This is a genomic window from Lewinella sp. LCG006 (assembly GCF_040784935.1).
Classification (GTDB): domain Bacteria; phylum Bacteroidota; class Bacteroidia; order Chitinophagales; family Saprospiraceae; genus Lewinella.
Map to the genome: position 1 here is coordinate 707525 of NZ_CP160680.1, position 19719 is coordinate 727243.

Consider the following 19719-nt stretch of genomic DNA (forward strand, 5'->3'; position numbering starts at 1 on the left):
TTAGGTGCCCAAATCACATCTTCACCTGCCTCCCCGTTTGTATCAATACGCCATCTCGCAGCAGCTGCCAGTTGTACAATCCAGGAGGCCATCGGCCTACATCCAGCGAGACCTGCTGCCCGCGCACCAGCGGCGTGCTGTACTGTAGCCGCCCTGTAGCATCGTATACCTGCCAATCGTAATCCCCACTGCCTGCGGTGGCCTCTAGTGCCAGTTCCAGGTACGCTGTGGCAGGATTGGGCCACACCTCCAGCAAGTTAGCCGCCAGTAAAGAGGAAGGCGACTGTGTACTGTTGAGGATATCATATTCTCCACAACCAGGAGTGATACAGCCGATGCTATCGGTACGTACCAACCAAATGGCACTGGTTGACCTAGTACTGTCAGTAGCTGCGGGGATAGAGATTATTCCGGTTAAAATCAGATCACCATTTACGGTCTCTACCACGTCATAAAACTCGCCCGATTGCCCTTCACCAATCCCAGTATTGTCGCAAATGATCCGTTCCCAGAGGAGTTCGCCGCTAGGGGAAATCCGGCAAATATAGCCGCAGTCTGTAAATATAGCCATCTCTTCCGGGTGCTGAGAAGAGATGATATGCTTTACTCCAATCCCCAGGACATCCCCATTCGCCAGGGCTTCCACATCGAAAACATTGACCGACTGGTAGTCGTCATCCGCATACTGGAGGATCCACAAAGTGTCGCCTGCCGGGCTCATACCCTACCGTATATACACATCTTCTCTTAATTTTGCATATTAAAGAATACATGTCAAAAAAGTGAGCAAATGGGGTTATTTCTTGACAAGCGACTAGATGTTCGCTATGTTGGGCTGTTAGTGGCTATGTCATCGAGGCAGAGCGTTATTTTGCGTCAGTGTGCAAAGAATCGCAGCGAGGAGGTTGCTTTTGGCCGGTTTGTTAATAATCCATCTGTCACACCATCGCTTATGATACAATCAGCCTGTGAACGCACTGCCGCCCAGAGTAAAGGGCGGGATGTATTAATGATTTGTGATACCTCTACCGTTGGGTTCGGTATCAATAGTAAAGCCAAAGGCTTATCGGAGATCGGCGATGGCCGGGGTCAAGGCTTTTTTTTGCATCCGGTAATCAGCATGGATGCTCATACCCATCATTGCTTAGGCTTAGCCTCTGCTCAATTATATGATCGTAAACAGTACGCTGTTGATAAAGCTCAGCGGAGACGAGATCGTAATAGAGAAAAGCTAGAAGAAAAAGAGTCTTATCGCTGGTACGAAGAAATAGAAAAGGCGGTAAGCTACAATCAGGGAGCCAAGAGTCAAACAGTAGTAGCAGACCGAGAAGCTGATATCTATGAGTTATTGGTCTTACTTACAGCACTGGGGGTAGACTTTGTTATTCGTAGTTCTCAAAACCGCAAGCTAAAGGAGGTTGATCACAATAAACTACAACAGGCGCTGGATGCTCAACCTCTACAAGGACAATATTCAATAGCCTTGCCAGCGACCGATAAGCGTACGGCTCATACGGCGGAGTTAGAAGTTAAATGGGTTACAATTGATTTAGCGCGTCCACGTTCTGGTACGGGGACAAAACACCTCGTAGACCGACAAAAAGTAACGGTTATTGAAGTACGTGAAAAGCCAGCTAGCGTGGTAGGTAAGGAAAAGCCTATCTATTGGCGATTACTCACTTCGCACAGCATCCAGAGTATGGATGACGCTTTACGTATAATCGGCTATTATGTACAGCGCTGGGTGATCGAGCAAGTCTTTCGGACATTGAAAAAGAAAGGAATGGACGTTCAATCGGCACAAGTATCAAATGCAGCTGCACTCAAGAACCTTACGGTACTGGCGCTGATCAGTTCTATAAGAGTGATGCAGCTAGTTCAAGCTCGCGATGAACCTCAAGACTTAGGTATTGAGGCTGGGTTTGAGCCCAAAGTAATCAAAGTCATTGAGCGAATCAATCCTCAACTAGAAGGTAATACCGAGAAATTGAAAAATCCTTATCCGCCTAATTCTTTATCCTTCGCAGCATGGGTCGTTGCTAGGCTCGGAGGATGGTCAGGCTACGCTTCTCAACGCCCTGCTGGGCCAATAACGATGTGGAACGGCCTACGACGGCTCAACGAATTTGTGCAGGCAATGGACATGCTAAACCTACATTCGGAATTTGAAGGAGATGTGTATATACGGTAGGCTCATACCCAAGAAGGTTGTGACTCCCCCAGACGTGCTGGGAAAAGGATCGTGGTTGTCGATCCAGCTTACCAGAAAATTGCCTTCGGGCAGGGCTGCCAGTTTTGGGACGTAAAACTCCGAGTGTTCTGCCGAACTGTCCAGGTAATTTTGCCAGAGAATCTGCCCGGTGGTGTCAAATCGCGTCACCGCTCCACAGAGAGCTGCCAGGCCACAACCGATGTCGGTTCCTACCATCGTGCCGTCAGGCAGTACCAAACTGTGAACGCCAAACATATCTGGCTCTGGACCCTCCTCATGGACACTAAACTCATTGATGATCTGTAATTCTCGATCCAGAAAAATTACTCGGGTCGTATCACAATTCTCGCAGGTTTGATAGCCCTTAGAACTAACCACCACAAATCCGTCTCTATAAGGTGCAAAAAAACCAATGCTTTCATCAGGTGATCCACTATCCAGGTTATTGTGTTGGACAACTTCCAAATCAGCCCTCATGGATCGCACCAGCATTTGAGAGTCGAGTTCTTCCTGGAATTGTATCGAAGCAATCGAATACAATAAGCTATCGCGCCAAAAAAAACTTTCATTGCGACCATTGGAGTAGAGCCCCTCAAAGGTATCTACTGCCATCAGCGTGCCAGTCATGTCCGTTCTCAGGGTAGCTACACAGGAAAAAAACGTTTCTTCTTCCTCGGGACGGTAACAAAAAAAAGAAGTGTTGACAAAAATAGTACTCTCGTGATCCGTGGTGATCGCAGTACCCGCTTGACCGTACAAATCACTAAAACTAAAAGCGGTGCTGAAATAGGGCTGGGCGGGTAAGGCCAAGGCCATACCCACGCAGCACAAAAAGAGATAATATCTCATTATTGGAGGATTATTTTTTCAAAGGTTAGAGAGCTAGAATTCACTTGGAACAAGGGCATTGTGTTCAGTAATTTGACGAGGGGTCTTGCTTTCTTCATGGCGCGCGGTTTTAATGAAGACATTCACAGCTTGCTCAATAGTAAGGTATTCTGCAAAGAGATGCAAGTAGGTGCGGGGAATTAGCGGGCGGTTATAAGCATGCCATTCGTATAAATACATTTATGCATTTACACAAAATCCAGGTGCTCTAGCGGTGAGGGCGGCCCTCCTCCGTCCTTAGGACACCTCCTCCAGCGGAGGACAGGGGTTTTGGATTGGGCATTGGGGCTCTTGTTGGGATGGTTTGTTGTTTGGGCGAGGGCGGTCCACCTCCGCCCTTTGGGCACCTCCGCCAGCGGAGGACAGGCGTTTGGTTTTGGGGGTGTTGTCCTGTTTGCGGAGAGGGGGGTGTTGCTACTAGCGGTCACAAAGTGTGTCCCGCTGGAGGGGCCGATCCACAGGATCAAGGGAGGAGCTGCGCTAGGGGTGGGAGCCAGCCCCGCAACGCGGGGAGCCCGACCACAGGAAGGGCCGAGCGAGCAGCGACTAGCGGACGACCCGGCCCCGACCGGCGGGAGGGGAAGCGCCCAAAACAGGATCCTTTGCTAAATTACCAGTAAACTGGTTATCTTGGTTTTTCAAACTACATCTGTATGAAAAATTGTGTTGTTGTATTGCTGATCCTCCTGACCGTTGGTGGGCTTGGGGGACAAACTGTGGGGATGAACGATTATTTTGCGCCCGTTAAATGGCGGAATATCGGGCCGTTTCGAGGAGGACGTTCGGTAGCGTCTTGTGGGGTGGTGGGTGATCCGCTGACCTACTACATGGGTACGACTGGTGGGGGCCTGTGGAAGACCAGCGATGCGGGGCAGTACTGGCACAATATCTCCGATGCTTACTTCAAAACCGGGTCGGTGGGAGCGGTAGCAGTAGCCAATAGCGATGCCAATGTGGTGTACGTGGGCATGGGCGAACACGCGCCCCGAGGCGTGATGACCACCTACGGCGACGGCGTCTATAAATCGACCGACGCAGGCAAAAGCTGGCAACACATAGGGCTGGAAATGACGCGCCACATCTCCGGCGTACGCATCCATCCCAGCAATCCTGAAGTGGTATATGTGGCAGCACAAGGAGCACTGCACGGCCCCTCGACCGAGCGCGGCGTCTATAAAAGTACGGACGGCGGAAAAACCTGGCGCAATACGCTCTACGTGAACGAAGATACGGGCTGCGCGCACCTGGTGATGGACCCTACCAATCCGCGCATCCTCTACGCGGCCATGTGGGAACACCGCCGTCTGCCCTGGCAGGTGATCAGTGGCGGTGCGGGCAGTGGCTTGTACAAGTCGACCGACAGCGGCGAGACCTGGACTCCGATTCAGGAAGGCCTGCCCAAGGAGCTGGGCAAGATGAGCATTGCGGTGAGTGGGGCCAACCCGGAAAAAGTGTACGCCCTGGTGGAGAGTGATACCGAAAAAGAGCAAGGTGGCTTGTTTGTTTCCCAAAACGGGGGGGCCTCCTGGTCGCGCATCAGCAAGGAGCACCGCCTCGTGCAGCGGGCCTGGTACTACATTGAGGTATTTGCGGACCCGCTGGATGAGAACACGGTGTACGTGCTCAATGCCTCTGCGATGAAATCTACCGATGGTGGTAAAAGCTGGTCGGAGATGGGCGACACCCACGGCGATCACCATGATCTGTGGATCAATCCCGACAACAGCGAAAACATGGTGCTCTCCAACGACGGCGGCGCGGCCATCAGCTTCAACGGCGGCGATACCTGGTCGACGCAGGACAATATGCCCACGGCGCAGTTTTACCGCATCAATGTGGATAACCACTTTCCGTACCGTATCTACGGCGGGCAGCAAGATAACAGCTCCGTAAGGATTGCCAGTCGCAACACCAGCGGCCGCAGCATTACGGAAAGTAACTGGACCTACTCGGCCGGTGGTGAAAGTGCCTTTTTGGCCTTTGACCCCGACAACCCGCGCTACGTGATGGGCGGCAGCTACCAGGGAACCATCGAAGTACTGGACACGGAAACTGGCGATGGTCGGGACATCATGGCCGCCCCCTACCAATACCTGGCGCTGAAAGCCAAGGATATGCGCTACCGTTTCAACTGGAATGCGCCGATTATTTGGTCGCAACACGAAGCCAACACCTTTTACCACGGTGCCCAAGTGCTGTTGAAAACCCAGGACATGGGCCTCAGCTGGACGGAGGTGTCGCCCGACCTGACGCGCAATGACAAGACCAAGCAAGGCAAAGGCGGCGTACCCTACACCAACGAAGGCGCTGGTGGAGAAAACTACGGTACGCTGAGTTACGTGGTAGAATCACCCCACACTGAAGGCACGATCTGGACCGGCAGCGACGACGGCTTGGTGCACCTTACCCGGGATGGTGGCAAGACCTGGAACAACGTCACCCCGAAAGGGCTGGCGGAGTGCCTGATCAACGCCATTGAGGTATCGCCACACGATCCGGCGATGGCCTATCTGGCGACGACGCGCTACAAATTCAACGACTTTGCGCCGGGCTATTATAAAACGACCGACTACGGTAAGAGCTGGATCAAGATCAATCAAGGCATCCCCGACGGTGCGTACTCGCGGGTGATCCGGGAGGATAGTGAACGCGCGGGGCTACTCCTGGCTGGTACGGAGCTAGGACTGTACCTTTCGCTGGATGGTGGTAGCAGCTGGACGACCTTTCAGGGCAACCTGCCCGCGGTGCCGATCACGGATTTGAGGATTCACCAGGGCGATGTGATTGCCGCCACGCAGGGGCGTTCCTTTTGGGTGCTGGATGATCTGGAATTGATCCGACAGTATGAAGAACCGAAAAAAGCCTTTTTCTTCTACCAACCCGCTGATGTAATCCGCTTGAATGCCGGCAGTCCGCTGGATGGCAATACGGATGATTTTGCGGGGACGGATGCGACCGTGGGCATCAACCCGGCCACCGGGATGGTATTCTATTATGAACTGACCGAAGCAATGGTAGGGGAAGATTTGGAATTGCAAATCATAGGTCCTTCAGGAGAAGTGCATCGCACCTATTCCTCGGAGGCCGAGCCGGATTTTGAGAGCTACGACGGTGGCCCTTCTGCGGAAGCGACGCTGCCGAAAAAAGCGGGCTTGAATCGCTTTGTTTGGGATTTGAGAAATGAACCCTTATTGGGAGCACCGAAAGCCTACATCGAAGGTAGTTACCGCGGCGGAAGGGTGGCTCCGGGCAAGTACACTTTACAACTGAAGATAGGGGACCAAAGTAGATCCGTACAAGCAAGCGTCCTCCCCCACCCTGGCTATGAGGTGAGCGACAAAGCCTACGCCGAGCAAGCTGCGTTTATCCAGGCCGTGAGCGTACAAATCAACACCATGCATCAGGCCGTCAACGACCTGCAAGCGGTAAGAGCACGATTGGTCGCCATGATACCCCGAATTGCCGTTACCGCTACCGAATTGCGGGCCAACTGCCAGCAGCTGCTCAAGACCATTGATGCCTGGGACGGCAAGCTGGTGCAGCGCAAATCGCAGAGCTACGACGATGTGATCAATTTTGAGAATGGCCTTACGGCGGATTACTTTTTCCTGAAAGGGCAGGCGGATTCCAACTTCCCCAACGTCACCAAAGCAATGGGCGCACGCCTCAATGAGCTGGACCGGATGTGGCAGCCGCTGGAGGAAGAATACCAGACGATCACCGGAAAGATCATCCCGGGGCTGGAGCAAAAATTACTGGATGCGGGGATTGGGTTGTTGCGGTAGGTGGGGGCTTTGATTTTTTTAACACTAAAAAGCGCACTCTCATGCGAATACAAATTATGTGCGGCTTAGTGCTGCTGGGAACAGTTTTGACAGGCCAGCGGTCTTTGCCGGTAACCTGGAAAACGACGGACGGAACCATTGGAACTGCTTACTTAAAAAAAATGCCCTTCCAACTCGAAGAGGAAGAGCAACTCGTTTTCTACCAGCAACAGGATCGAGATAGTATCATCACCTTACCTGATCAAATAGATTGGGTGATTTACCAGGGAGATACCTTACTCACTCGCCACGTGCATAATGGCTACCCCAAATTGATGCGCTTGCTCTACCAAGGTGACATTCGTTTATACAAGGTGATACAGGATTGGGCCTACGAACAATACTACCTGGTGAAAGAGGATCAGTGGGAATTATTAAGCCATCTGAAAGCGAAAGAAGCAGGATACCGCATCCTGCGCCAAAACTGCCATCAATTCAAACCAATAGATAAGATAAGAAACGAATACCAAGCCATAGAAGTAGCTCGGCAAATCAATCATTGTATTGGAGAGGCCAAGCATTACCCGATGCCTCTATTTAAAAACTATCAGCATCAATTAGGGGTCGCTTATAACATACTCGGCAAACTCTACTCAAGGTTTGATGATCGTCGTAACAGGGCAACATTTAAGAGCTCTAGGTATTATTGGCCTATCTACATCCCTGCTGTTTCATTATTTTATCAACGTCAGATATTTCGAAATCGGCCATGGCTTAAAACGCAATTGAACGTATTTTTCTTACATAGTAATCACCAACAAAACAGTACGTTAGTTTCCCCTAACACCAATATTCAGGCACGGGAATCGCTTGAATTTACGGCATTGTATTTTTATCCCGGATTGAATTTTGCAACCAGCCCCAAGCGGCGTGTACAGTTTTCTATCGGAGGAGGAACTGTCATCGCTGCGCCAATTGCTTCTCGTAGAACGATTACCCTGCAAGGTCCTGTAACGGTTCCAGATAAACCGGTAATACAGGAGTTTACTAATTTTGTCGATACTCGATTAGGTTATTATCTACAGTCAGGTATACAACTGGGTATTAACCAACATATTCATTTGGCATTTAATTTTCGGATAGAATCATTATCACAGAATTGGCACTTTTACGAAAAAAACAGTGACGACATCCTCTATTCCAACGCATTTCCCAACAGGTACTTTCTGGCTCAACCTACTAGCTATCGACTACAGCTACAAGCAGCCTATAGCTGGTGATCAATCCCCCTTCATCGACAATTGTATCCGTTTCCGTTCACGGTCGATGGACACCACCCGGACCTGCACCTGCTGGTTGAGGCTGACGACATCGGCGGGGTTTTTCACAAATTTATCGGCCAATTGGCTGATGTGTACCAGGCCGTTTTCTTTGATCCCAATGTCTACGAAGGCACCGAAATTGGTGACGTTGGTGACGATGCCCGGCAATTGCATGCCCTCGTACAGGTCATCTATGGTGCTGACGTTAGCAAACTGGAAGGACTTGGCTTCGCCTCGGGGGTCAAGGCCGGGTTTGGCCAATTCCTGGAGGATGTCTTTCAGGGTAGGCAGGCCCACCTCTTCCGTGATGTACTGCCGGAGGTTGATCTGTTTGCGTAGTTCGCCACGCTTAATCAAGTCGGTAACGCTGACGCCCAGGTCGCTGGCCATCTGTTCTACCAGGGCGTAGCGCTCGGGGTGTACCGCCGTATTATCCAGCGGATTCTTACCATCGCGGATGCGTAAGAAACCAGCTGCTTGTTCGTAGGCTTTATCGCCCAGGCGAGCTACCTTTTTCAAAGTTTTACGTGATTTGAAGGGGCCGTTTTCGCGACGGTAATCCACAATGTTCTGGGCCAGGGTGGGCCCCAAACCAGAGACGTAAGTCAGTAGGTGTTTGCTGGCGGTATTGAGGTTGATGCCGACGGCGTTCACGCTGCTTTCTACGGTGCGGTCGAGGCTTTCTTTCAGCATTGTTTGGTTGACATCGTGCTGGTACTGCCCAACGCCGATGCTTTTAGGATCGATCTTGACCAGCTCAGCCAGAGGATCCATCAAGCGGCGACCGATAGAGACTGCGCCGCGCACGGTGAGATCCAGTTCGGCAAATTCTTCGCGCGCGGCTTCGGAGGCCGAATAGATGGAAGCACCCGCTTCGTTGACGGAGAACACCTCCACGCGATGGTTAAATTTGATGCTGCTGCACAGGCTGAGCGTCTCCCGTCCGGCGGTACCGTTCCCCACGGCGATTGCTTCAATCCGGTAACGATCGACCATATCTTCGAGCATGTAGCGGGTTTCGGCGTCTTTGCTCTGAGGTGGGTGGGGATAGATGGTGGTATGGTACAATAGGTTGCCGTTGGCGTCCAGGCATACAACCTTGCAACCGGTACGAAAACCGGGATCAATCCCCAGTGTAGCTCTTTGCCCCAAAGGTGCTGCCAGCAGTAATTGCCGCAGGTTGGTGGTGAATACTTCGATGGCTTCTTTATCGGCTTTGTCTTTGGCCAGCTTGCGGAATTCGGTTTCGATGCTGGGCCCCAGGAGCCGCTGGTAACCGTCTTGCAAGGCCATTTTCACCTGCTGACTGGCTTCGCCGTAACCATCGAGGTAACCACGTTCCAAATCGGCAAGGACCAGTTCGTCTTCGGGGGCAATGATGACCCGCAGGAGGCCTTCTTCTTCCCCACGACGAATAGCCAACAAGCGGTGACTTGGGCACTTACTGAGCGGTTCGCTATAGTCGAAATAATCCTGGTATTTAGCAGCTTCTGTGTCTTTACCACGCGCGACTTTACTTGTAATGACTGCGCCGCGGCGAAAGTGCTTGCGCACAGTATTTCGTGCTTTCTCGTCTTCATTCGCTATTTCGGCGATGATGTCGCGGGCACCTTGCAGGGCATCTTCTATGGTAGGGACCTCGTCGTTGAGATAAGTTGCAGCCATCGCTTCGATGCCTTGCTGCTGGCGTTGTTCCAAAATCTTTAGCGCGAGGGGTTCCAATCCTCGTTCGCGGGCCACACTGGCGCGGGTTTTGCGCTTGCGTTTGTAGGGCAGGTACAAATCTTCCAGCTCGTTGGTATCGTAGGTATTACGGATGCGCTGCTCCAATTCGGGAGTAAGCTTGCCCTGCTCGGCAATGGCGGAAAGGATGGTTTCGCGGCGTTTCTCTAAATCAGTCAGACGTTTGTGTTCTTGTTGAATTTCGGCCAACTCTACTTCGTCCAATTCTCCGGTCGCTTCTTTCCGGTAACGGGCAACAAAGGGAATCGTTGCCCCATCCTCAAACAGGCGCAAGGCGGCAGCTACCTGCTTTTCTGAAATATTAACCGTTTGTGCTATTCTTTTAATCAATGCTGATGACATGAGCTTCTTTTTTGGGAACGCAAAGATGGGAAATTGGCGGCAGAATAGAAATTTGAATATGCCAGGCACAGGGATTTCTTAGACAAACAGCACTGAACCCTATAAGGGCAGATAAGAAAATATAAGTAATTATTTTAATAACCCAACTGTTCATTTTCGTACAGCACTGCACGGTAATGCACACTTCAGCCACCTTTCACCACCACACAAACAACTGATTTTCAAAAAGCTGCAACCTTCGGCACACCTCTTGCTATCTTTAGCCAGAATAGAAATCACCCGACACATGTTAAAGAACTATCTAAAAACCGCCTTGAGAAATTTGTGGAAGAACCGCTTCTACAGTGGTATCAACCTACTCGGCTTGAGCAGTGGTATGTTGTGTTTCCTCTTCATTGCTGCTTTCATTCAGGATGAACTGAGTTACAATCGTTTCCACGAAAAAGGAGACAGGATTGTCCGAATGAATTTCGTCGGGAAAATGGGAGAAAATGACCTGACCGTGCCGCAGCTAGGTGCTCCGGTAGGTGCCGTTATGCTCGAAGAATTTCCTGAGGTAGAGAACTTCATGCGCTTTAGAGAGACGGGAGAGTTTCTAGTTCGTTACGAAAACCAAAGCTTCCAGGAAAGTGAAGTCGTTTATGCCGACAGCACCTTATTAGACATTTTTGATTTTACCCTCCTTGAGGGTGACCCGAACAGCATTTTGCGACAAGCCGGGACGGCCATCGTTACTCAGTCCATTGCCAAAAAATATTTCGGCAGTCAAAATCCTATTGGTAAAACAATTCAATTAGACAATGAGTCGGACTATGTCATAAATGGTGTTTTGGCAGACATCCCGAAAAACTCTACGATCCAACAGGATATTTTCCTAGCAATGGCCAGCTTGGATGAAAGTCGCGAAACCTTGTGGACCAACATGAATTTTGAAACCTACTTCCTGCTTCGCGAAGGGGCCCAAATTGCTAATATTGAAGCCAAACTCCCGGAATTTCTCCGTAGGCATCTGGGCAGTGAAATGGAACGCTTCCTGAAAATTTCTTTTGATGATTTTCTTGCTGCGGGCAACTCCGGAGAATTTACCCTTATGCCGCTACGTGATATTTATCTCCATTCTGAATTCCAGGAGAACCTTGGGCCGAGTAGCGATATCAAATACCTCTATATTTTTGCTGCCGTGGGTATCTTCATCTTGTTGCTGGCTGCAATCAACTTTGTAAATCTAGCGACCGCCAGGGCTTCAACCCGTTCCCGGGAAGTGGGAGTGAGAAAAGTCGTTGGTGCTGGTCGGTTGCAACTTATGGGGCAATTCTTATCGGAGAGTACCCTGTTGGCATTTCTGGCATTGGGAATAGCGCTGATAGGGATGCGCATTGCCCTCCCCTACTTCAACGAACTGGCAGGTAAATCGATCAGGATGAGCTTTTTTATGGAACAACCCTTGATGGTAGGAATTGGGTTTTCACTGGTTGCGCTTATTGGGTTACTTGCAGGAGCTTATCCTTCCTTTGTATTAGCGGGTTTCCGTCCTATGGAAGCTATTCAGCAACGCTTACCTGGTAATGGTAAGCGCCGTAGCCAATTGGACTTGCGGGGTACGCTGGTTGTCTTTCAGTTTGCTATTACGACTTTACTCTTGGTAAGTACTCTCACGGTGTATCGACAAATGCAATTTGTACAGGAGAAAAAACTGGGTTACAACAAGGAACAACTCCTGCTCATTGATGGTGCTTATGGACTAGGCGATCAGCTATCAGCCTTTACCTCCCAACTAAAAATGGACGCCAGGGTAAAAAGCCTGGCAACCACCAGCTACTTGCCTACGCCTTCCAGCAGGAACAAGAGTGGTTACTTTTTGGGCAATAGCCCCGAAAAGAGTGCTTTGTACATGATGCAGGTGTGGTACGTTGACGAAAACTACCTGCCTACGATGGACATCGAACTGGTAGAGGGTCGCAACTTTGCCCCTACCACCGAAACGGGAACCACGACCAACGTCATCGTCAACGAAGCAGCCATTCGGGAGTTTCACCTTACTGGTGACGTCATTGGCCAACAGATCAGCCGCAACTTTGGCGATGATGCTGGTGATCAGTCAGCACTTTATGTTTACAATATTGTGGGGGTGGTAAAAGACTTCCACTACGAATCCTTCCACCATGAAATTGAACCATTGGTACTGCATCAAGGTCAGAGTAATCGCTTTGTGGCCGCAAGGGTGACCCCTACGAATCTTCCTGGCCTCCTTACCGACATTGAACAACAGTGGAAGGCCCTGGCTCCGCACCAGCCTTTTCAGTACACCTTCCTGGATGAAGGTTTTACGCAAATGTACGAGGCCGAAATCCGGATGGGTAAAGTAGCTCGACTATTCGCCTTCTTATCTATACTCATTGCTAGTATTGGACTCTTGGGTTTAGCTACGTTCACGGCGCTCCAAAGGCAAAAAGAAGTAAGTATCCGCAAAGTCCTGGGTGCTTCGGTGAGTGGACTATTCCTGCTGCTGACTCGCGACTTTGGCAAATTGATTCTTATTGCCTTGGTGATCAGCTTACCAATTTCGTGGTACTTGATGCAGCAGTGGTTGCAGGGTTTTGTGTACGCTACAGCGATCAGTATCAGTACCTTCTTCCTTACGGGTGGGGTACTGCTGGTGGTGGCACTACTGGCCGTAGGGTTTCAGTCGCTGCGGACGGCGCTGGGGAATCCGGTGGATTCGCTGCGGGGGACGTAGGGTTGGAAGCCATGACAATAGCAACAACCAGGTAGAGAGGAAGTGAATCGGTAGACATTAGCGCACTATTTAAGTGATGGTTGTGATGCGGCTGATCGCACAATAAGGTAAAATACATAAATTCTTAATTAGAGCGTACTTGTGCTGCAAGTCGCCCCCCCCAGCGGTTTACCCACCCCCGACTTTGCAAGTCGACCCCGCCAGCGGGGTACATTTGGTGGAGCTAGTAGCAAGGATTTGCTTTTTTTTGCTGAAGAAAATATCTCAGTGTTTGTCGCATCCTGGCGCGCAGGCCGGAGGCCGGAGCGCGGTGGCCGGAGGCCACAAGGACCAGCGGTGGTAGCACTGCGGCGGCAGCGCAGTGCGGACGACGCGGCACCGATCCCGTCCCGACTAGAAAAGTCGGGACGGGAGCAGGTGGGGCCCACACTGAAACAAATAATTAAAACAAATTAGCAAAATCAACAAATAACAACAAATCCTCTAATTATCCTGCGCTAGACAACTCAAAGCTTGTATCTTTGTTGCTTATACTAGACCAAAAAGAACGCATGAGTTCCGTAGATACGACCCGAGAAATCACCAAGGCTGACTTGCGCAATACCATCTTTATTAAAGGCGCGCGCAGCAACAATTTGAAGAACATAAGTCTGGATATTCCGAAGAACAAGCTGGTGGTGGTCACCGGTGTTTCGGGGTCGGGGAAATCGTCGATAACGATGGATACGCTGTTTGCGGAAGGGCAACGGCGCTACGTGGAGAGCCTGTCGAGCTACGCGCGGCAGTTCCTGATGCGGATGAAGAAGCCGGATGTGGACTACATCAAAGGTATCTGTCCAGCCATTGCCATTGAGCAGAAAGTGAGTACGGCCAATGCCCGCTCAACCGTGGGTACCTTGACAGAAGTGTACGATTATCTGCGGCTGCTGTACGCCAGAATAGGCAAGACGGTGAGCCCAATATCGGGGATGGAGGTGAAGAAACACGAGGTGTCGGACGTGGTCGACTACATCCTGCAATTGCCTGAGGGTAGTAAGGTGCAACTATTGGCCCCAGCCCCCGCTAAATACCGCGACCGCACCTTGGGTGCCGAGCTGCAGCTGCTGTTGCAGAAGGGCTACACCCGCGTATTTTGGGAAGGTGAGTTGCAGGACATCCAGGAGCTGATGGAGTCGAAAGACAAGAACCTGAGCAAGAAGCTGGAAAAGCTGGAGGAAGAGCTTATGATACTGATCGACCGGGTGGTCGTAAAAAAAGATGACGAGGAGAACAACAAGCGGATTGCGGACTCGGTGCAGACGGCCTTTTACGAAAGTGAGGGCGACTGCCAGGTGATGGTCATTGACGGAGAAAGCAAGAACTTCAACAACCGCTTTGAGCTGGATGGGATGACCTTTCTGGAACCCTCACCACAGCTCTTCAACTTCAACAACCCTTATGGTGCTTGCCCAAAATGTGAAGGTTTCAGCTTGGTGATGGGGATTGATGAGACCAAAGTTATCCCTAACCCTGCGCTGAGTGTATACGAAGGAGCCATAGCCTGCTGGAAAGGTGAGCGCTACGGCCAGTCGCTAGATAGATTTCTGGAAGTGGCGCACAAGTTCGACTTCCCGGTGCATACCCCTTACCAGGATTTGAGTCGGCCAGAGCAGCGCCTATTATGGCGGGGCAACAGCTACTTTGAGGGGGTGGATGCCTTCTTCGGCGAGTTGCAGGAGAAGATGTACAAAATCCAGAACCGCGTAATGTTGGCTCGCTACCGCGGGCGGACACGTTGCCCGGAATGTGATGGTAGCAGACTCCGCCAGGAGGCATCATACGTATTGGTAGACGGGCATCCGATCACGGAATTGACGGATATGCCGATCAAGAATTTGCTGACCTTGTTTGCGGAGTTGAAACTGAATGAAAACGACCGACAGATTGGTCGGCGCTTGCTGCTGGAAGTCAATAACCGTTTGAAGTTCATGTTTGACCTAGGGCTGGGTTACCTGACTTTGAGTCGCCTATCGAATACCCTCAGTGGTGGAGAAACCCAGCGGATCAACCTGACCCGCACCCTAGGCAGCAACCTTACCGCCTCGATGTACCTGCTGGACGAACCCAGCATTGGGTTGCATCCACGAGATACGGGAAGGCTGGTGACCGTGCTGGAGCGACTGCGCGACCTGGGCAATACCGTAGTGGTGGTAGAGCACGAGGAAGACGTAATCAAAAGTGCCGACTACCTCATCGACATCGGCCCGGCAGCGGGCATTCATGGCGGAGAGGTGGTATTCGCCGGGCCTTACGCGGACATCTACGATGAAGCCACCGAGAGCCTAACGACCAAATACATGAGCGGACGGATGGCCATACCCGTACCTGAGAGTCGCCGTCCGGTGAGCAACTTCCTAAGGGTACGCGGCGCACGACAACATAACCTCAAAAACATAGATGCCGATATCCCCCTGAACGCGCTGACCGTAGTGACGGGCGTATCGGGTAGTGGCAAGACCAGCCTGGTAAAAGATATCATCTACCGCGCGCTGAAACAAAAGCTGGAAGAAACTTACAGTAAAACGCCCGGTGTATTCAAGGAATTGGCCGGGGAGATCGGCATGCTGACCCAGGTAGAGCTGGTGAACCAGAAACCTATTGGTAAATCATCGCGCTCGAACCCGATCACCTACGTGAAGGCTTACGATGCCATCCGTAAATTGATGTCGGACCAGCAATTGTCGAAAATCCGGGGCTACAAGCCGGGGCACTTTTCCTTCAATGTGGACGGTGGCCGCTGCGACGAATGCAAAGGTGATGGTGAGATTGTAGTAGAAATGCAGTTTCTGGCGGACATTCGCCTGGAGTGTGAAACTTGTGGTGGCAAGCGCTTCAAGTCGGACTTGCTAGATGTGACCTACAATGGTAAAAACATCCACCAGATTCTGGAATTGAGCATTGAGGAAGCGCTGGATTTCTTCAAGGACCACGATGATATTCTGAGCAAAATACAGCCCTTGTTTGATGTAGGCTTGGGCTACGTGCAGCTGGGGCAGGCCTCTTCTACCCTATCGGGTGGTGAGGCGCAGCGGGTGAAGTTGGCTTCCTTCCTGAGCAAAGAAAGTGCCCGCGACCACGTTTTCTTCATCTTTGACGAACCTACAACAGGCCTCCATTTTCACGATATTCGCAAACTGCTGGATGCCCTGAACGCGCTGGTAGAAAAGGGCCATACCGTACTGGTGGTAGAGCACAACCTGGAGGTAGTCAAATGCGCCGACTGGGTCGTAGACCTAGGCCCTGAGGGCGGTGCCGAAGGTGGCCACTTGGTGTTTCAGGGCCGCCCGGAGGATTTGGTCAACGTCAAGGAATCCTATACGGGGCAGTATTTGGGGGAGAAGTTGGTTTGATGGTTTTGTTCGTTGGTTTTGTTCGTTGAAAAGGTGTAAAGGTTGGAAGGGTGTAAAGGTTGGAATAGTTATTTTCTTCGATTAAAACGGTACCAGTCCAGAAATTCGACCGATTGATTGATGCTTGCGGAATCAGGCATATTGTGCATATCAATGCCTGTTTTTGCTTTAACGATTGCGATAAGCTCACTACGACGGATACCAAATTTTTCGGATACCAAAACAGCACAAGATCTTGCACTTGAGGCTCGGTGTAACAAGGAAAGATCTTCCCGTTGGGCCCTTTTTTTGTGGCCTGAAAATGACATCTACCATTCTATTTGAAAATATAAAAAAGGCGGAGACTAAGCCTTTTGCGCCAGTGCCTTTGCTGCATTATCCAGGATCTGCTAAAACCATGGTTCTCAGCTTGTCCACCAACCGAATTGGTACACTGACAGCGCCGCCTTTTTTGGAGAGTGGCGTGTCTCTCGTCGTACGGGGCATTCTCGACTGCTGTTTTTCTCTCTGCTCTTGCGGAGCATTCGGTTACGTTTTTAACGCTTACCTAAAGTGCAAACATTCATCAAGTACCTCAGCCTTGCGGGCTTTGGTGACTCCTGGTTAAGTCGTAACTTCCAGGAATTAGGCGCTTTGCTTACCCGGTACCGGTCAGGCCTTTGCTAGTTAAGAATACAAGATTCGAACTTGTCCACTTTAGATTAACAATCTAATGCTCTACCAACTGAGCTAACTCCTTGCCACTGAAATGTGCCTGACCAACTGCTCCGCACCCTTTTGGGGTACCGAATACAGCACACTTCCTGCGTTTCGGTTTACAAAACCTACTGTGCCGTACTTTAAGACTACTGGGCAGACCGAAACCTACCTTTCCCCTTTGGCACTAAAAATTATTCTTTCAATACACTTTCAATAACGGGCCCAACCTCGTCTGTGGGGTTGGAATAATCCAAACCAAGGCAAGCAGCGGCGGTTTTGGCCACTTGATTTTGCCACCATTGGCCCTCTGTTTTAACCTCACCTAAGGCGGGAGTGTCAGGGCCCAGGGCGGCCAACCAGATGGCGTTTGACCCATCGTAGGTTTTTCCGTGGCTTTTCCACTCGGTCATAGGGCTGTTGCCGCGGCCGTGATCCGTGGTGATTAAGAGGGTGGTTTTGCCAGCGTAGACCGGGTCACTTTGTAGGTATTCCCATAATTGGCCAATCATCTGATCGGTTTGGTGGGCGCTATAGAGATAGCGATTGTAGGAACCATCGTGTGCAAAATCATCGGTTTCGCCATAACTGATGTACACGACGCGAGGGTGTTGCCGCTTAACGTATTCCATCATGTAGTTGTGGGTCAGGAAATCCGGGCGAACGCTGTTCCAAAGGAGCGGTGCCTGCTGGCTCAATTCATTGAGGAAGATTTCCTTGGCGGATAAATGATCTCCCTCTGCCAGATCGTATCCACAATTTACGGGAATGCCGCTGCGCTCTTCATTGACGATGTAGTCAAAGACATCCCAGGAACCAAAGGCCGCTACCCGACTGTGGAAAGCGGGCTGCTCGTTGAGCCACTCCAACAAGGTCTTATTAGGATTATTGACTTTGTTGTTGCTGTTGATCCGAGGGTCGCTGAAGCCGCTGAGAATCTCATTGTAACCGGGGTAAGAAAACCAAAAGAAGTTGGTCAGGTTTCCTTTATTCCCCAACCACCGATTTCCGTGTAGCTGGCCTTGCTTAGCGATGACATCCCAAAAGAAAGGCATCAGTTTCGCCCGACGCACTTCGGCCGTTTCGCCACCAAATTCCTTTCTGATCTCGTCTTGATAGCTCGTCAGTTCGCGGTTATCCACCATCGAATCGACGATGCCGCCGTAAAGCTCTTCCCAACGCAGGCCATCCAATGTAATGATGAAAACGTTTTCCGTAAGCAGCTCGCTACTTTGACCAACAAGGGTAAAGCCACTGAATGCAATCAATAACGTAGCAATTAAATTTTTCATGACTTAGTTTTTTTAAGGAACGTAAAAACAATAAATGATCCAGTTCCTAAACAGCCCCCAAAACAGGTGCTTGCTTTATTTTATGATAGAAATAGACAATAGCGATTATTGTAGTTGCACAACTCACGAGCGCAACTAAGTAGCTCATTTTGGTAAAAAAAATCAACCAGCTGAGCTCTCCCTGGCCAAAATTTCTATACAACAAGGTCAAGACACTACCGGCGTAGCCCCAGGCATCCGCTAGGTAGATTAAAAAGCCTACATTGGCGACACTGCCCAAGGCAGCGATCAGTCGTTCGAAAAGGATGGCGTTGTACGGGATGTAAATAATATAAAGCCCGGCACCGATTAGGATCATCCACCAAGCACCCGGCAAAACGCCCGCCTGAAACGCAATGGTACTACCACCCACCACAAGGCCGCCGCCGAGAATCAACCAGAGATAGAGTAAAAAAGCTGTTCGGTTATTGCGAATAAACATGGTGAGCGCCAGCATCACTAAAGTGAGCACCGCAATGGGTAATTCTGCCAAAGTAAAGATAGCCGGAGCATCTCCGTAACCGAGGCCAGTCCACAGTTCCAGCGCAAAATTGTCTCGAAAATCACGATAGATGGTGATACTTACGTAGCAAACGATGAGTGCCAGGATGCCCAAACCATGCTTGCGAGAAAAGGCTTTTCGTTCCACTTTGGTCATGGGGGCTCGTTCCGTACGCAGCGCGACATCTTGGTTGCTTGGTTGCGGAATTTTTTCCATCAGCCAACCTCCAAGCACCAAGCCGGGTAAGAAGATAGCGCCGGTAGCAAAAGGCATCCAGTATTCGCTTACGGACTGGTACTGGATCAGCCAGGCTCCTACCGATTTTACCACGCCGGAAGCAACAATAAAGCTAGCACACAGGGCGGCGCCCAGTAATTCGGTGGTTTGCCGGCCTTCGAGATAACTAAAAACCACGCCCCAGACCATGCCTAATGGGAGTCCGTTGAGGAATAAAAACAGCAAACTCCATCCGGAATCTTTGCTGAGCGCAAACCCCAACAAGGCCAACCAGGCGATCCCCACCAACCTAAGCAACATCCGAAAACGCACCCCGGGGCGCAATTCCGAAATGAATTTGATACCAATGAATTTGGACGTCGCATAACCCAATACCTGCGCGATGATGATCGCTATTTTAAAGTCGACCACCATCCCCACAGCAGTGGCTGTTTCGTAAGCTGCAACGGTAAATGGTCGCCGAAATGCGTACATACAGAAATAGGTAGCAAAGGACGTACACATAGCAAACACCGTGATGGCCAAAGGCGACCATTTCGCAACAGGACGAAACATA

At 50.7% G+C, this 19719-nt stretch carries 10 protein-coding genes and 1 tRNA gene; 5 read left to right on the forward strand and 6 right to left on the reverse strand.

Translation table 11 applies throughout. From position 1 onward, the window contains the following. Positions 1-13: 13 nt before the first annotated feature. Entirely contained in the window at positions 14-721 is a 708-nt protein-coding gene (locus AB0L18_RS02500) for a T9SS type A sorting domain-containing protein (protein ID WP_367391011.1), read from the reverse strand. Positions 722-847: 126 nt separating this feature from the next. On the opposite strand from AB0L18_RS02500, the gene AB0L18_RS02505 reads away from it, so the two are divergent. Continuing rightward, positions 848-2191, forward strand: coding sequence for an IS4 family transposase (locus AB0L18_RS02505; RefSeq protein WP_367393132.1), 1344 nt, complete (start codon positions 848-850; stop codon positions 2189-2191). On the opposite strand, the gene AB0L18_RS02510 is transcribed toward AB0L18_RS02505, so the two are convergent. Further along, a complete protein-coding gene (locus tag AB0L18_RS02510) occupies positions 2153-3061 on the reverse strand; it encodes a hypothetical protein (RefSeq protein ID WP_367391012.1) in 909 nt (302 codons plus the stop codon). The genes AB0L18_RS02505 and AB0L18_RS02510 overlap by 39 nt on opposite strands. 692 nt (positions 3062-3753) lie before the next feature. Between AB0L18_RS02510 and AB0L18_RS02515 the strand changes: the two genes are divergently transcribed. Both AB0L18_RS02515 and AB0L18_RS02520 read left to right on the forward strand, forming a co-directional pair. Continuing rightward, positions 3754-6885 (forward strand): WD40/YVTN/BNR-like repeat-containing protein, encoded by a 3132-nt coding sequence (locus AB0L18_RS02515; RefSeq protein ID WP_367391013.1) that lies wholly within the window; start codon positions 3754-3756, stop codon positions 6883-6885. A 41-nt stretch (positions 6886-6926) separates the two neighbouring features. Continuing rightward, positions 6927-8144 carry a hypothetical protein gene (locus AB0L18_RS02520; protein WP_367391014.1) on the forward strand — a complete coding sequence of 406 codons (1218 nt, stop codon included), beginning with the start codon at positions 6927-6929 and terminating at the stop codon, positions 8142-8144. On the opposite strand, the gene AB0L18_RS02525 is transcribed toward AB0L18_RS02520, so the two are convergent. Continuing rightward, positions 8145-10271, reverse strand: a complete 2127-nt coding sequence (locus tag AB0L18_RS02525) for a Tex family protein (protein WP_367391015.1) — start codon at positions 10269-10271, stop codon at positions 8145-8147. Positions 10272-10557: 286 nt separating this feature from the next. Between AB0L18_RS02525 and AB0L18_RS02530 the strand changes: the two genes are divergently transcribed. Continuing rightward, a complete protein-coding gene (locus AB0L18_RS02530; RefSeq protein ID WP_367391016.1) occupies positions 10558-13008 on the forward strand; it encodes an ABC transporter permease in 2451 nt (816 codons plus the stop codon). A 551-nt stretch (positions 13009-13559) separates the two neighbouring features. Next, entirely contained in the window at positions 13560-16397 is a 2838-nt protein-coding gene (gene uvrA / locus AB0L18_RS02535; RefSeq protein ID WP_367393202.1) for an excinuclease ABC subunit UvrA, read from the forward strand. A gap of 666 nt (positions 16398-17063) precedes the next feature. On the opposite strand, the gene AB0L18_RS02540 is transcribed toward uvrA, so the two are convergent. The 3 genes from AB0L18_RS02540 to AB0L18_RS02550 all read right to left on the reverse strand — a co-directional run bounded on the left by AB0L18_RS02540 (position 17064) and on the right by AB0L18_RS02550 (position 19718). Next, positions 17064-17137 (reverse strand) — tRNA-Asn (locus AB0L18_RS02540). Between the two features lie 150 nt (positions 17138-17287). Then, positions 17288-18385 carry an alkaline phosphatase family protein gene (locus tag AB0L18_RS02545; protein WP_367391017.1) on the reverse strand — a complete coding sequence of 366 codons (1098 nt, stop codon included), beginning with the start codon at positions 18383-18385 and terminating at the stop codon, positions 17288-17290. Positions 18386-18431: 46 nt separating this feature from the next. Continuing rightward, complete coding sequence (locus tag AB0L18_RS02550) at positions 18432-19718, reverse strand: DUF5690 family protein (RefSeq protein WP_367391018.1); 1287 nt, start codon at positions 19716-19718, stop codon at positions 18432-18434. Position 19719 lies beyond the last annotated feature (1 nt).

What these genes read in the sequence shown, in the direction of transcription:
- AB0L18_RS02500 (WP_367391011.1), bottom strand. Translation starts at nt 721, where the DNA reads ATGAGCCCGGCAGGCGACACTTTGTGGATCCTCCAGTATGCGGATGAC.
- AB0L18_RS02505 (WP_367393132.1), top strand. Translation starts at nt 848, where the DNA reads ATGTCATCGAGGCAGAGCGTTATTTTGCGTCAGTGTGCAAAGAATCGC.
- AB0L18_RS02510 (WP_367391012.1), bottom strand. Translation starts at nt 3,061, where the DNA reads ATGAGATATTATCTCTTTTTGTGCTGCGTGGGTATGGCCTTGGCCTTA.
- AB0L18_RS02515 (WP_367391013.1), top strand. Translation starts at nt 3,754, where the DNA reads ATGAAAAATTGTGTTGTTGTATTGCTGATCCTCCTGACCGTTGGTGGG.
- AB0L18_RS02520 (WP_367391014.1), top strand. Translation starts at nt 6,927, where the DNA reads ATGCGAATACAAATTATGTGCGGCTTAGTGCTGCTGGGAACAGTTTTG.
- AB0L18_RS02525 (WP_367391015.1), bottom strand. Translation starts at nt 10,271, where the DNA reads ATGTCATCAGCATTGATTAAAAGAATAGCACAAACGGTTAATATTTCA.
- AB0L18_RS02530 (WP_367391016.1), top strand. Translation starts at nt 10,558, where the DNA reads ATGTTAAAGAACTATCTAAAAACCGCCTTGAGAAATTTGTGGAAGAAC.
- uvrA (WP_367393202.1), top strand. Translation starts at nt 13,560, where the DNA reads ATGAGTTCCGTAGATACGACCCGAGAAATCACCAAGGCTGACTTGCGC.
- AB0L18_RS02545 (WP_367391017.1), bottom strand. Translation starts at nt 18,385, where the DNA reads ATGAAAAATTTAATTGCTACGTTATTGATTGCATTCAGTGGCTTTACC.
- AB0L18_RS02550 (WP_367391018.1), bottom strand. Translation starts at nt 19,718, where the DNA reads ATGTTTCGTCCTGTTGCGAAATGGTCGCCTTTGGCCATCACGGTGTTT.